The following is a 14,491-nucleotide window of genomic DNA, read 5'->3' on the forward strand; positions in this document are numbered from 1 at the left end:
TAATTTGTAGTGAACAAAACATAGGGTTTGTTAGAGAGGGGCAAATGGATGGGCGCACAGATTAGTGCAAGCCCTTTGCAGCGAGAAAGCGCTCGGCGTCCAGCGCTGCCATGCAGCCCGTACCTGCCGCAGTTACTGCCTGTCGATATACGTGGTCTTGTGCATCGCCGGCTGCAAAAACGCCTTCTATGTTAGTATGAGTAGAGCCCGGCTTAGTTTTAATGTAGCCGTTGGCGTCCATATCTATAAAGCCTTTGAAAATATCTGTATTGGGCTGATGACCAATGGCCACGAAGAAGCCCTGAATGGGAATATCACGCTCTTCGCCGGTTTGTACATTGCGCACGCGCATGGCCTCTACTTCGTTTTCGCCTAAAATATCGGCAGTTTCCGTATGCCATAATACCTCTATGTTGGGAGTATTGAGTACGCGCTCCTGCATAATTTTAGAAGCACGCATTTCGCCTCTGCGCACCAGCAGATATACTTTTTTGCAAAGTTTAGACAAGTAAGTGGCTTCTTCTGCGGCCGTATCGCCACCGCCTACTACGGCTACATCTTTGCCTCTGTAAAAATAACCGTCGCAAACAGCACATGCCGATACTCCGCGACTGTTAAGCCTTTGTTCGGCCGGCAAACCGAGCCATTTGGCAGAAGCACCGGTAGAAATAATAACGGTATAAGCCTCAATCACGTGCGAATCGTCAATAGTTACCCGATGCGGGTAAACAGAAAAATCAACTTTGGTGGCCATGCCTGAACGAACTTGTGTACCAAAGCGCTCGGCCTGACGCTGAAAATCCATCATCATTTCCGGCCCTTGAATACCGTCGGGATAACCCGGGTAATTTTCAACTTCGCTTGTAATAGTCAATTGACCTCCGGGCTGGCTGCCTTGATACAGAATGGGGTTAAGTCCGGCTCTGGCTGCATAAATGGCTGCTGTAAATCCCGCAGGGCCTGAGCCGATAATCAGGCATTTAGTAGTTTCTTGGGTCATAAGTTTGTTTTCCTAACTATGTTGAAGGGTGTTAAAGTCGCGTAACAATAATTGCAAAGGTAAATTTTTTTGGGCATAAAACCGAACGCAATCATTGGCTTACGGTAACAAATAACCCGTAGGAGTACTTGTAAAGAGCCCTAATGTAAAAAGTTTAACAATTGCTTGCAAAAATGAACAGTGTTTAGTAAAATTGCAGTGTTAAATATATGTCTTGCGTTTACTTGAAAAACGGCACTAATCATCGGTGCATTGTTTAGAGGGAGACACACATGGGTGTATTAGAAAGAAAAGAACGTGAAAAACAGGAAATGCGCGAGCTGATTTTGCAAACAGCCACCCGCATGTTTTTGGAAGAGGGCTACGAAAAAACTTCTCTTCGGAATATTGCTGAAAAAATAGAGTACAGCCCTGCTACTATTTATCTGTACTTTAAAGACAAAAAAGAACTGTTTTATGCCATCCACGAGCGGGCATTTGAAAACTTTTTTGCTCATATGTCATCGGCGGAGACAATTGCCAATCCAATGCTGCGACTGCGCCGAATGGGAGAGTTGTACATAGAGTTCGCTTTTCAAAACCCCGAGCTGTACGACCTGATGTTCATTATGCGTGCGCCTATGGAAGCCATAAAAGAAAGCCGAGCAGAGTGGGGCTGCGGGCCACGTTCGTTTGAGTTGCTGCGCACCACGATTATCAACTGCATGGAAGCTAAATTGATGAAGTCCATGGATGTAGATGTGGCTGCTCTCAGCATATTTTCTTTCATACACGGTTTTACGTCAATGACCATCCGCGACAGACTGATTATGTATCCGAAAGAAAGCCTTAGGACACTGCTGGAAAAATCATTGGATAATATGATTGACCTGATGAAAGCGTAATTTTTTTACTGCTACCCAACACTGTTTATTTATTAACACCTATTTATTATGAACCTACACCTTAAAAAGGCTGCATTTACTCTTTGCTTGCTTCAATTGCTTGCAACCGTTGCCGCTGCACAGGGAAGTATTTTGGAGGAGTACATCAGAGAAGGTTTGCAAAACAACGATGCCGTTCGGCAACAAAACTTTTTATTGGAAAAAAACATGTATGCGCTACAGGAAGCGCGCGGGCTTTTTCTACCGCAAACTACCATTAACAGCACTTACACAACCGCAACAGGTGGTCGTCGCATTAACTTTCCCGTTGGCGATTTGCTCAATCCTGTTTACAGTACGCTCAACAGACTTACTGCCAGCAATCAATTTCCGCAAATTGCCAATGTGAACGAGCAATTTTTTCCGCGTAATTTCTATGATGTAAAAATAAGAACCATACTTCCGCTTGTCAATGCAGAAATTTATTACAATCGTCTAATAAAAAAGGAACAAATCAGCTTCCAGCAGGCAGAAGTGAACGTGTATAAGCGTCAGTTGGTAGCCGATATCAAAACCGCCTACTATCGCTACTTGCAGGCGGGGCAGGCAATCGGAATTTATGAAAATGCACTGGCCTTGTTGGCCGAAAACCGAAGGGTTAATGAAAGTTTGGTGCGCAACGGCATGGTCAATACAAGCGTTTTGGCACGTATAGACAGCGAAATTGCAAAAGTAAAAGCACAGGCCGAAGAAGTACGAAACAATGAGCGCAATGCAGCAGCTTATTTTAACTTCTTGATTAACAGAAATTTAGATGAAAAGATACTTCGCGATACCTTGCTCAGCAGCAACCTCACAACGATTGTGGCCTCCGACACGAGCATTGCTGCACGTGAGGAACTTCAAAAACTGCAAAGTGCAATCACCATCAATCAATTTGCGCTGAGGCTCAACAGAAGTTACTGGCTGCCCAAAGTCGGGGCTGCGTTGGATTTGGGTTCACAGGGCTTCGATTTTGCTTTCAATGACCAAACGCGCTACTTGTTGTTTAATTTGACAATAGATATTCCCATCTTTTCGGGCTTCCGAAATGTCAATAAAATCAAACAAGCGGAGCGCGATATATCGGCCTTGCAAGCGCAACAAAGTTATGCAGAAGACCAACTGCGCCTTCAGTTGCAAACACTCATTAACAGTTATCGGACGGCAGTAGAGGTTTATAAGGCCAATGAAACACAAGTAGTTAGCGCACGAAGATTCTACGGCGACACCTTCAAACGCTACCGCGAAGGTCAGGCAAACTACATTGAGTTGCTCGATGCACAAACCCAACTTCTCAATGCTCAATTGCAATTATCCATTGCTCAGGAAAATATTTTAATCAGGCTTGCCGAAATAGAACGTGCGCAGGCTTCCTATCCATTATAAAAAATTTATTGCCATGAAAAAAATATTGTATTTACTTGTGCTGTCCTCCATAGCCTTTGCCTGCTCGGATAATAAGGCGGCACAGAAATCAGCCAACGACCACAACGAACCACCTGCCAAAGGTGAGGTTATTCCCGTAAAACTTGCCGTGGCGCAAGTTCGTGAAATCTCCGAACCCATCAACGCTGCCGGGCTGGTCGCATCGGAGAACGAAGCGCGCCTTTCATTCAAAACGGGCGGAATCATCCGTAAAATCTATGTAGAAGAAGGGCAGGGTGTACAGGCAGGGCAACTGCTGGCTTCGCTTGACCTGACTGAAATTAACGCACAAGCCACGCAAGCGAGCGAAGGACTTGCTAAAGCCGAACGCGACCTGCAACGTATCACACGCCTCTATGCAGACAGTGTGGCAACTTTGGAGCAATTGCAAAATGTAACCACAGCCTACAATATTGCCCGACAAAACGTGGAAATAGCAAAGTTCAACCAAAGTTATTCCGAAATACGGGCAACTTCTTCAGGAAAAATTATCCGCAAGCTGATGAATGAAGGAGAGTTAGTAGGCCCGGGTACGCCCGTGCTCTTTTTGCAGGCAGCAGGTTCGCAAAGCTATGTCATACGTGTAGGCGTTGCCGATAAGGACAGAGTACGCCTGCAAGTAGGCGACCCGGCTGTTGTGCGCTTTGATGCATACCCGGGGCAAGAGTGGAGCGGCAAGGTCAGCAATTTGGCACAAGCCGCCGACCCTTCCAACAGCCTTTATCAAGTAGAAATAAAATTGACAGCCGGCAATGTTCCTGTATTGGTTACAGGGCTTTTTGCAACCGTAACCATTACACCGACTATCAATCAGTCGTTGGTCGCCATCCCGATTGATGCCATTATTGAAGGCAGAGGCAATGAGGCTTTTGTGTTTGTTCCTAAAAATGGCAAAGCACAAAAATTACCCGTTAAGGTTGCTTTTATTCGCAATGCTGAGGCTTTTATCGCAAGCGGCTTGCAGGGTAATGAAAAAATTATCACATCAGGTTCAGCATATCTGACCGAAAATGCAAATATTTCTATCAATCCATAACGTTCGGGCAAGATGAAGATATCAGAATATGCAGTCAAAAACTATCAGTTTACGCTGGTAGTATTCTTGGGCGTTTTATCACTGGGTATTTTTACCTTGTTTAATATGCCACGCGGAGAAGACCCGGAGCTGCAAAGCCCTCAGTTTCCGGTAGTGGTGGTGTATCCCGGCACAAGTCAGGCCGATATGGAAGAATTGGTGGTGAATCCATTGGAAAAACGCATCAGCGAATTAGATAACTTGAAGCGGATACAATCCACCATATACGACGGTTTAGCCCTTATCAATGTTGAGTTTCTTTACAGCGAAGACCCTGATACCAAATATCAGGAAATGGTACGCGAGGTAGAAGCAACGCGCAAAGATTTACCAAGCGATATTTTCAGCATTGAGGTGCGAAGAATATCGCCTTCAGATGTAAATATTTATCAGTTTGCTCTTATAAGTGCCAATGCTCCTTACGAGCAATTGCGGGAATGGTCGGAAAAATTGGAAAAACGCTTAGAAAAAATTCCTGCACTCAAAAAAGTCAAAACATGGGGCTATCCTGCCAATGAGGTGGAGGTAGTACTGAATTTGGAAAAGATGGCACAGCAAAAAATTCCTGTTTCAAGAGTGATTGGTGCCATACAAAGTGAAAACCTGAACATCCCCGGTGGCAGCCTGAGTGCAGGAACGCGCAAGTTCAACGTCAAATCCAGCGGTGATTATGAGTCAATAGAGGAAATCAAAAATACCATAGTCGGCAGCAACGGCACTAAGGTTATTTACCTGAAAGATATTGCCGATGTTCACACCGACTATGAAGACGAAAAACACCTGACCCGATACAACGGCCATCGTTCGGTTTTTGTAACCGCTGCGCAAAAAGACGGCCAAAACATCCTGAAAGTCAGAGATTTGGTAGAACCTATTGTCGCTGAATTTCAAAAAGAATTACCGTCCAATATTGCCTTTGCCAAAGTTTTTGACCAAACCAAAAGTGTTGAAAAGCGACTCTCCCGATTTGGAATTGATTTTATGATTGCCATTGGGTTAGTGCTTATTACCTTGCTGCCGCTTGGCTATCGGGCATCAATAGTGGTAATGATTTCCATTCCGCTTTCGCTTGCCATTGGCTTGATTTTGCTCAACGTCTTTGGCTTTACCATTAATCAACTCAGCATTGTCGGAATGATTATCGCCTTGGGCATTCTGGTAGACGACAGTATTGTAGTAGTAGAAAATATTGAGCGCTATATGCGCGAAGGCCACTCACGTATGGAGGCAGCCATTATGGGTACTAAGCAAATTGGGTTGGCGGTTGTAGGGTGTACGGCTACATTGTGCTTTGCCTTTATGCCGTTAATGTTTTTGCCCGAATCTGCCGGAGATTTTATCAGAAGTATGCCTGCGGCAGTAATTTTTACTGTCATTGCATCTTTGATAGTATCCTTAACAATCGTTCCCTTCCTTTCGGGCAGGCTGCTTTCGGAGCACCATAGCCAAGGCGGCAACCGATTCATGCGCGGTTTGCAATGGGTAATTTCCGGTTCGTTCAGCCGTGCGCTGAACTGGGCACTGAAACATCCGGCATTAACCTTATTGGCAGCAGCACTTATTTTTGGCGGCAGCCTGTTGTTAATCCCGTTGGTGGGTTTCAGCCTGTTTCCCAAGTCGGAAAAGCCCATGTTTCTTATCAATGTAGAAACGCCGGTAGGCACTAATCTGGCAGAAACAGACCGCATCACGCAATATGTGGACAGCATACTGACAACCTATCCACAGATAAAAAATTTTGCCACTAATGTAGGAAAAGGCAACCCGCGTATTTATTACAATGTAGTTCAGAGAGAAGAAGCTGAAAATTTTGCCCAAGTATTTGTTCAACTCAATACAACGCGTACAGAGGAAAAAGTAGCGCTAATAGATACTTTGCGGCAGAAACTTGCCAATTATCCCAATGCACGCATTGAGGTAAAAGATTTTGAACAAGGCCCGCCGTTGGAAGCACCGCTGGCATACCGCATCATGGGCGACAATTTAGACACCTTGCAGTTTCTGGCAGCACAAATAGAACGAATATTGTTGGAAACCGAAGGCACCATTTATGTCAATAATCCCATCAAAACGATGCCCACAGATTTGCGGGTAGTTGCCAATAAGGCCAAAGCGGGAATGTTGGGTGTGCCTGTCAGCGAAATTGACCGCATGATTCGTCTGGGTATTGCGGGCTTAAATATTGGTAAGTTCCGCGATGATGCGGGCGAAGAAGCCAATATCAAACTCACGCTTGCCAAAACCGGAAGCGTGCAAGATTTGAGCGTATTTGACCGATTGTACGTGAACAATATTCAGGGAACGGCTATTCCTTTGCGACAACTGGCTGACATTCAGATGGAAACATCGCCCAATCAGATTCGCCACTACAACAGGACGCGCTTTGTAACGGTTTCGTCTTATCTGACCACCGGTTATCTGACCGATAATGTGAATCAGGAAGTTGTCAAAAAATTGGAAAGTTACCCTTGGCCAAAAGGCTATACCTACATGGTGGCAGGCGAGCAGGAAAACAAAGAAAAAAGTTTCGGCGGCCTTGGTACTATCATATTGATTACAGCGTTCGGCTTCTTTGGCATTCTGGTGCTGGAATTTAAAACCTTCAAAAGTACTTTCATTGTGCTTTCGGTCATTCCTTTGGGTATTATTGGTGCTATTATGATACTTTTACTGACCGGTAATACGTTCTCCTTTACAGCCGTAGTCGGATTAATAGCACTTGTTGGTATAGAGGTAAAAAATTCCATCTTATTGGTTGATTTTACAAACCAACTGCGCGAAGAAGGGCTTCCATTGGATGAAGCCATCCAGAAAGCGGGCGAGATTCGGTTTGTCCCCATCGTGCTAACCTCATTGACTGCCATCGGCGGCCTTATTCCCTTAGTATTGGAGTACAGCCCTTTGTATTCGCCGCTGGCATTGGTGCTGATTGGCGGATTGATTAGCTCTACGCTGCTTTCACGGTTGGTAACGCCCGTTATGTACAAGTTGCTGCCGCCGCGCATTGTTACAAAAGCCTGACCTGCAACGCTCAACAGGTTTCGTTCGTCATTGAAATGAACTAATTTTGAAACTGTAAAAACAGATACTTATGCGATTTCAATGGCCGGCCTTTTTGCTGTTTGTTCTGATGATTAGCGCCTGCAAGCCGCGAGAAACTTTTTCTCCCGGCTTTGCTTTGCAGATAAAGGTTGTCAATTTTAATAACCAACCGATAGAAGGGGCAACGGTTATCCTTTATGCTGACCAAGAAGCCTTTATCAATGACCGGCAGGTGATTCCGCCTAAACAGACTGACAGGAACGGCACAGCTATATTTACAGGCCTCCCATTCGGCACTTTGGGCTATTACGCAAGCGTTGAGCGGGGTTCGGCCAATAATTGGAGCGACCCTCTAAATGCCTCCATATCTTTCAATACCCGCGATTTGGAATATACCAGAACGATTCGCATTACCGAATCCACTATTCAAAATGCCCTTGCGGGGAGGTTCAGCCGACGCTGGCGCAGGGTTTCTTACAATCTCAACGGTACGGTGAATACAACCTGTACGTTTACTCAGGTGCACGAGTTTCGTCGCGACAACTTTATCCATATTTTCAACGCTCCGGGTTGTCCTAATGCGGGGCAACAAGTCAGTGCCACCGTATGGGCTGTTGCACCCGACAACCGCGGGTTGATTTTGGGTGGAGCTACTACAGGACGCCAACTTTCCATCACCGACTTAACGGCTACCACCTTACGCACCACCGAAACCCCGCAGGCCGGCCTGATTATCATTGAAGAATATCAACTCATACAATAAAAGCCATGCCCATACGCATTGTTGAACACTACAAAGCGCCTGCTTATTTTTTCAAAAATCCTCATTTACAAACAGTTATACCAAGCCTTTTCCGAAAAGTAAAAGGGGTGAATTATCAGCGGGAGCGGATTGAAACGCCCGACGGTGATTTTTTGGATTTGGATTGGGCAGTACAAGGCAGTCGCAAATTGGTTATTGTAACCCATGGGCTGGAAGGCAGTTCAGACAGGCATTATGTAAGAGGATTAATTAAGGTAATGTTCCGCGCAGGTTGGGACGGTTTGGGCTGGAACTGTCGCAGTTGTAGCGGCGAACCTAATCGTTTACCGCGCTTTTATCATCACGGCGATACGCCTGACTTAGATACGGTGGTACAACATGCCATCCGTAAAGGCTACGAACAAATTTTGCTTGCCGGCTTCAGTCTTGGCGGCAGCATGACGTTGAAATACCTTGGCGAACGAGGGGAGGCCGTTGCTCCGCAAATTAAAAAAGGATTGGCAGTATCTGTTCCTTGTGATTTGGCAAGTTGTGGCGAAGAACTTTCCAAACCGGATAAAATTTTTTATACCAATAAATTTTTGCGACGCTTAGAGCAAAAAATCAAGTTGAAGTCGCAGATAATGCCTCAATATATCCGCTATGAGGATTTTAAGAAGGTGAAAATTTTTAAAGACTTTGACAACCTGTTTACGGCTCCGCTGCATGGCTTCCGCGATGCAGACGATTATTACAGCAGTGTGAGTTCCAAAAAATTTCTGGACGGTATTCGCGTACCTACGCTGCTGATTAACGCGCTGAATGACCCTTTTTTGACAGAAGCGTGTTTTCCCAAGCAACAGGCAGAACAAAACCCGTATTTGCATTTGGAACTAACCACGCAAGGAGGCCACGTAGGTTTTCAACTGCCCGGCACTAACGAAACTTACGTAGAGCAACGGGCAATTGAATGGGTAAAAGACCTGTTATAATACTTCAATAATGAAGTTATGGTTGGTATAAATACAGATATCGGCGGCAACAGTCAGCGATTCGCGTACCATTTCTTCGGCTGAGAGGTGTGTGGCGTGCTTTTTGAGTGCCAGCGCTGCCGATTGGGCATACATAGCCCCCGAGCCGATGGCAGCTATCTGATTATCAGGCTCTAATACATCGCCCGTACCTGAAATGATGAGGATTTCATCTTTGCCGGCAGCAATCATCATTGCTTCCAAGCGGCGAAGAAAGCGGTCGGTGCGCCAATCTTTGGCAAGTTCAATGGCCGCGCGCTTCATATTTCCGCCGTAGGCACTGAGTTTTTCCTCGAAGCGTTCCAAAAGGGTGAAAGCATCGGCTGTTGAACCTGCAAACCCCGCCACCACGCGCCCTTCGTTGAGCTTGCGGATTTTGCGAACATTGTTTTTGGCAACAGTAGCTCCCATGGTTGCCTGACCGTCTGCACCAATGGCGATTTTCCCGTTGTGAGCAATTGCTACTACTGTTGTCGATTTAATACTCATCGTCTGCATTAAGGTCTTGGTTAGAAATGTATGGTATGCGTTTGTTATTTTTGTCAATTTTACTTACCAATGCAATCGATCGCTTGATAAGGTTGGCATTACCCGGCTGTCCTTGTCCGGGAATGACTTTCTTGGCATCGGAAAAGCGAAAATACAACTTTTCCAGATTTATTGCCCATTCGCTTAGGGATGTTTTTGGGTGAATGGCAGGATAGCGGGCTGTTGGAGATACAATAAAATAACCGGCATGTAACAGTTGGCTATCGGGTAAATAAATTGACAAGCCGCTATCGGAAAAGCCTTTGCCATGTGGAAAAAATGTAATTTGTCGCTTGCCTATTATCAGTGATGTATCGCCGACAATGGTAATAGCTACCCGTATTCGGTAGCTCTGCATCAATTCGCAGGCAGTGGCGGAGTCGGCAATGAGGGCTGCTCCTCTGCTTTGCATGTATGCGATAACAGCAATTCGGTCTTCGTTTAATTCATTGATAACAAGGTACTTAATCGGCTTACCGCCTGCTTTCCTGATGTTCTTTTGCAATCGCTTTGCTTGCTGAATATCCCATGGAATACCGCTGAGGATGCCGCCGTTTCGTGTTTGAATGTACACCTGATTGGCGGGAACATCGGCTACGGGCAGCCATTTAAAACAGGTGGCAAGGGCTACATCGGGTGTAATGTTTTTCAATGCGACACCGTGTTTTACCCGCTCACTGCTTTGTGCCGATGCGTAGTGGGCGGTTAAAAACAATAAGTAACCCATGAGGAAGCGTTTACAGCCAGCAATAAACCACGACAAGCTCGCCAAAGTTTTCCCGACGGAGTAGGGGGAAAACAACGCCGTTGTCGTCCTGCACCCTCCCATTGATTTGATTGCCATTTAATGTGATTTGTAGTTGCGTTCGGAACTCTAATGAGCCAACTCTGTGCCATTTGTAGAGGGCTTCTTTGGCACACCATATGGTAGTAAGCTGTTGCAAATCCGCCGCTTGCCTGATTTCTTCGGCTGAGAAAACGCGTGGGGCTATTTTACGGATGCGCTCATGCGGCCACTCTATGTCTATGCCGCAGGAGGCGCTGCGGTGGATAATAGCTGCCGCAAACCCCGTTGTGTGGGAAAGCGATAAGCGAGCGGTTTCATGTTCCCAGAAAGGACAGTCGCAGGCATCTTTCTTGATTGCGCCGCCTTTCAGCCCGACCATAGTGGCGAGTTGCTGTGCCAAAACACGGGCGGCGATGCTTTCGCTTAGCTTGGTATGAGATTTTCCTTGCGGAATAGGGTAATTAACTTCATGCCTTGTCAAAATTTGAAGCAATTCGGGGAGGGTTTCCGTAATTTCCCAAAGCCCCCAAATTGCTTCTTCGCCTATATGACTAATTTTTACGACCGGCAAGGCTGTATTAGTCTAAGCCAAAACTGATACCTACATTGATGCTGAACACGCGGTTATACACATTGCCGCTTGCCTTAGTAACATCGGCAAGCCCCAATCCGTAGCGGGCATCTAAGTAGAGCCATTTGGCATCGCCAAGGTCATAGTGCAAGCCTCCGCCCAGATTCAGACCAAAGTCGGTGTTGCTGTAAATATCTTTGGCATTCACTTTGGCATTGCCCACTTGCAGTTCTGAGTTCATCAAAAAGCCCAAATAAGGCCCTGCCATCAGTTTAGGACGCACCTTTCCTTTTCCAAAGAAATAGGAAAGATGTACGGGTATTTCCAAGTAGTTGATATTCAGCTTACTGTTGGAGGTTTTGGCGCCTTTCTGCGCATAGTTGATTTCGGCAGTGATGCCAAAAGTTTCTTTTACGCTGTATGTGCCGAAAGCGCCAAAGTTGATACCCGTTCGGCTGTCTGTATTCACATTATCGCCTGCGAAATTTGCGAAGTTCAGGCCGCCTTTCAGGCCAATTGAAATAGGGCTTTGTGCATAGCCAAAGGTCAGAATACCCATGGCAAGACACAGGAAAAGGATTAGATGTTTCATTGGAAGTGCTCATTATTGTTGAGCAAAATTAATACTCAACATGATTTTGCACCAAATAAGGTTTCCAACTTTCATCGCCCATACCCGAAAAATCGCGGAGGAAAACTACATAAGAAGGACGAAAAGGTGCATAAGGCAGTGGCATATTTGCTTCTTCGGGTGTGTAATCACCTTTTTTGGTGTTACATCTTTTACAGGCCGTTACCAAATTTGTCCAAGCGGTTTTTCCGCCGCGCGAACGGGGGATAACATGGTCTAAGGTAAGGTCTTCGCGGGAGCCGCAATACAAACAACGTCCACCGTCGCGTTTGAAGATATTGTGCCTGTTCAACATTACGTTTTTGAAAGGCACATTTACGTAGTGATATAAGCGAATTACAGACGGTACTTCAAAGGCGCGTGTTACGGTTCGCAGATAAAGATTTTCAACCTTATTAACTACTTCCGCTTTTTCCGAAAACAGTAAAATAATTGCTTTGTACACGCTGCAAACGGTCAATGCCCGATAATCTGCATTCAGTACAAGAACTTTTCTACCCATAATTCAAACGGATAAGAAGCTGATTTTCTGTTTTTTCGTAAGTTACTACACGCGCCCTGAAAACACAAGTAACTTGCTAATATTCTACCGGAAAACCTGCGAAGGAAAGCTCCATAAATCCGCCTGCATTGAAAACATTGGTAAATCCGGCATCCAGCATTAACTGAGCGGCTTTTCCGCTGCGATTTCCGGAAGCGCAGTAGAGATAATACGTCTTCGATTTATCATATTGTTCAAATTCGGCTGCAAACTGCCCGCCTAAAAAATCCACATTAGTAGCACCTTCAATGTGGCCTGCTTCGTATTCGGCAGGTGTGCGCACATCTATGAGTACACCTGCATCCTGTGCACGTTTTTCCCTGAGTTCGTCAGGAGTCAATCTGATAACAGTCATTTGTTTGAAATGGTTTTAAAACAAAAAATTATTTAGGGCTTTCAGGTTTTTTTACCCCCATCGGGTTGGCTATGGCTTCTCTCATTTCGGTATCGGCCTGTAAATTTTGCAACTTGTAATAGTCCAAAATACCTATTTTGCCGCTTCGGAGTGCTTCTGCCATTGCCAGCGGCACTTCCGATTCGGACTCAATCACCTTGGCGCGGGCTGCCTGGGACTTGGCCTTCATTTCCTGCTCTACTGCAACCGCCATTGCGCGGCGTTCTTCGGCCTTTGCCTCTGCAACTTTCAAGTCAGCGCTTGCTTGGTCTATTTGCAATTTAGCGCCTACATTTTCGCCAACGTCAATATCGGCAATGTCTATGGAAAGAATTTCAAAGGCTGTTCCTGAATCAAGACCTTTGGAAAGTACTAACTTGGAAATTTTATCGGGGTTTTCCAATACGTCTTTATGCGATTGGGAAGAGCCGATGGATGTAACAATGCCTTCGCCTACGCGTGCCAAAATGGTTTCTTCGCCTGCACCGCCTACCAACTGCTCAATGTTTGCCCGCACCGTAACGCGTGCTTTGGCAATGAGCTGAATACCGTCTTGTGCCACGGCTGCAACGGGAGGCGTATTGATAACTTTCGGGTTTACAGACATTTGCACGGCATCAAATACATTTCTGCCTGCCAAGTCAATGGCGGCGGCTTGCTTGAAAGTCAATTTGATATTGGCTTTATCTGCCGAAATAAGTGCTTTAATCACCGAGGGCACGTGCCCGCCTGCCAAGTAGTGGGTCTCCAAATCGCTGGAAGTCAGGTTAAGACCTGCCTTGGTGGAGGTAATCAACGACTCTACAATGATGCGGGGCGGCACTTTGCGTATGCGCATAAAAACCAAATCCAGCAGCCCCACTCGCACACCGGAGAAGATGGCGGTAATCCACAGATTGATTGGTACAAAGTAGGTAAGAGTGGCGATACCGATAATGATAAGCGCCAGAATGGTAGCTAATGAAACTAAATCGAATCCCATGATATCGTTGTTTGTTTGTGCTATGTTACAACATTCTGTCCGATTAGCCAACTATTTACTGCAAAAAACTATTTCCCTGTATTGGCAATAGGGGTGGCGGGGTTAAACAGGCGGGTAGCAAAGGCGTAGTGCCTGCGCCAGTACTCCGAGGTGATAAAGTCTGTAACAATAACGCCTTTGCTGGTGGTAGAGTGGATAAACTTGTTGTTTCCCAGATAGATACCCACGTGAGTAAGCAGGTTGGAGGTTTGATAAGTGTTCGTAAAGAAAACCAAGTCGCCGCGTTGCAACTGATGAGTGCCCAGTACGATTTTACCGTAGTAAGCCTGTTCCTGCGAGCCATGCGGAAAATCGCTGATACCCGATTGGCGGAATGATACCGCCACCAAGCCCGAGCAGTCAATGCCTTTTCTGCTCATACCGCTAAAACTGTGAGGCGTGCCTTTGTAGGTTTCCGCAATACGTATGATTTCTTCGGCAGTTACTTGCCCGATATTGATTTTCTTTCCTAATCGGTTGTTTTTAAATATTTCGGCTTTGTGCTTGGCATCGGGAAATTTGCTTTGAATAAAACTCAGCGCACTGTCCAAGCTGATATCGTGAAATTCGGGAGGCGTGTCGCTTTTGTTCTCTTTGGGGGCTGCTTCGATTGGCTGTGCATTTACTTGTTCCTTTTCTTTAACAGGTGCTTTGGCTACTGTTTTCGCTTTTTTGGAAGATGCACCGGTTTTGCCGGAAGGTTTACAGCCGACTACGGCTAACAAACCGACAGTTGTTAGTAATACAATGGTACGTAACATAGTGAAGGGATAAAAACAGGGTTACAACTTTGTTACG

At 45.8% G+C, this 14,491-nt stretch carries 15 protein-coding genes; 6 read left to right on the top strand and 9 right to left on the bottom strand.

Annotated elements, in window-relative coordinates; all coding sequences use genetic code 11:
* Positions 1 to 61: 61 nt before the first annotated feature.
* On the bottom strand, positions 62 to 1,000 hold the full coding sequence (gene trxB, locus NDK19_RS03000) for a thioredoxin-disulfide reductase (RefSeq protein WP_250630353.1): 939 nt from the start codon (positions 998 to 1,000) through the stop codon (positions 62 to 64).
* Between the two features lie 272 nt (positions 1,001 to 1,272).
* Here trxB and NDK19_RS03005 point away from each other — a divergent pair, with 272 nt between their 5' ends.
* From NDK19_RS03005 to NDK19_RS03030, 6 genes are all read left to right on the top strand, one after another.
* Positions 1,273 to 1,884: a TetR/AcrR family transcriptional regulator gene (locus tag NDK19_RS03005; RefSeq protein WP_250630354.1), complete on the top strand. Its 612-nt coding sequence runs from the start codon at positions 1,273 to 1,275 to the stop codon at positions 1,882 to 1,884.
* Between the two features lie 48 nt (positions 1,885 to 1,932).
* Positions 1,933 to 3,291 carry a TolC family protein gene (locus tag NDK19_RS03010; protein WP_250630355.1) on the top strand — a complete coding sequence of 453 codons (1,359 nt, stop codon included), beginning with the start codon at positions 1,933 to 1,935 and terminating at the stop codon, positions 3,289 to 3,291.
* A gap of 13 nt (positions 3,292 to 3,304) precedes the next feature.
* Positions 3,305 to 4,366, top strand: a complete 1,062-nt coding sequence (locus tag NDK19_RS03015) for an efflux RND transporter periplasmic adaptor subunit (protein ID WP_250630356.1) — start codon at positions 3,305 to 3,307, stop codon at positions 4,364 to 4,366.
* Positions 4,367 to 4,378: 12 nt separating this feature from the next.
* Positions 4,379 to 7,426, top strand: a complete 3,048-nt coding sequence (locus tag NDK19_RS03020) for an efflux RND transporter permease subunit (protein WP_250630357.1) — start codon at positions 4,379 to 4,381, stop codon at positions 7,424 to 7,426.
* Positions 7,427 to 7,496: 70 nt separating this feature from the next.
* Positions 7,497 to 8,210: a prealbumin-like fold domain-containing protein gene (locus tag NDK19_RS03025; RefSeq protein ID WP_250630358.1), complete on the top strand. Its 714-nt coding sequence runs from the start codon at positions 7,497 to 7,499 to the stop codon at positions 8,208 to 8,210.
* A gap of 5 nt (positions 8,211 to 8,215) precedes the next feature.
* Positions 8,216 to 9,181 carry a YheT family hydrolase gene (locus tag NDK19_RS03030; protein ID WP_250630359.1) on the top strand — a complete coding sequence of 322 codons (966 nt, stop codon included), beginning with the start codon at positions 8,216 to 8,218 and terminating at the stop codon, positions 9,179 to 9,181.
* On the opposite strand, the gene hslV is transcribed toward NDK19_RS03030, so the two are convergent.
* The 8 genes from hslV to NDK19_RS03070 all read right to left on the bottom strand — a co-directional run bounded on the left by hslV (position 9,176) and on the right by NDK19_RS03070 (position 14,454).
* Entirely contained in the window at positions 9,176 to 9,709 is a 534-nt protein-coding gene (gene hslV / locus NDK19_RS03035) for an ATP-dependent protease subunit HslV (RefSeq protein WP_250630360.1), read from the bottom strand. The genes NDK19_RS03030 and hslV overlap by 6 nt on opposite strands.
* Entirely contained in the window at positions 9,699 to 10,475 is a 777-nt protein-coding gene (locus NDK19_RS03040) for an MBL fold metallo-hydrolase (RefSeq protein WP_250630361.1), read from the bottom strand. Before NDK19_RS03040 ends, hslV begins: the two co-directional genes overlap by 11 nt.
* 10 nt (positions 10,476 to 10,485) lie before the next feature.
* A complete protein-coding gene (locus NDK19_RS03045; protein ID WP_250630362.1) occupies positions 10,486 to 11,106 on the bottom strand; it encodes a 4'-phosphopantetheinyl transferase family protein in 621 nt (206 codons plus the stop codon).
* Between the two features lie 7 nt (positions 11,107 to 11,113).
* Positions 11,114 to 11,698, bottom strand: coding sequence for a porin family protein (locus NDK19_RS03050; protein WP_250630363.1), 585 nt, complete (start codon positions 11,696 to 11,698; stop codon positions 11,114 to 11,116).
* A gap of 28 nt (positions 11,699 to 11,726) precedes the next feature.
* A complete protein-coding gene (locus tag NDK19_RS03055; protein WP_250630364.1) occupies positions 11,727 to 12,239 on the bottom strand; it encodes an HNH endonuclease in 513 nt (170 codons plus the stop codon).
* A 76-nt stretch (positions 12,240 to 12,315) separates the two neighbouring features.
* Positions 12,316 to 12,633: a rhodanese-like domain-containing protein gene (locus NDK19_RS03060; RefSeq protein WP_250630365.1), complete on the bottom strand. Its 318-nt coding sequence runs from the start codon at positions 12,631 to 12,633 to the stop codon at positions 12,316 to 12,318.
* A 28-nt stretch (positions 12,634 to 12,661) separates the two neighbouring features.
* A complete protein-coding gene (floA, locus tag NDK19_RS03065) occupies positions 12,662 to 13,654 on the bottom strand; it encodes a flotillin-like protein FloA (protein WP_250630366.1) in 993 nt (330 codons plus the stop codon).
* Positions 13,655 to 13,722: 68 nt separating this feature from the next.
* Positions 13,723 to 14,454 (bottom strand): C40 family peptidase, encoded by a 732-nt coding sequence (locus NDK19_RS03070; protein WP_250630367.1) that lies wholly within the window; start codon positions 14,452 to 14,454, stop codon positions 13,723 to 13,725.
* Positions 14,455 to 14,491: the final 37 nt, after the last annotated feature.

Origin of the sequence: Rhodoflexus caldus, assembly GCF_021206925.1 — a bacterium.
Classification (GTDB): Bacteria; Bacteroidota; Bacteroidia; order Cytophagales; family Thermoflexibacteraceae; genus Rhodoflexus; species Rhodoflexus caldus.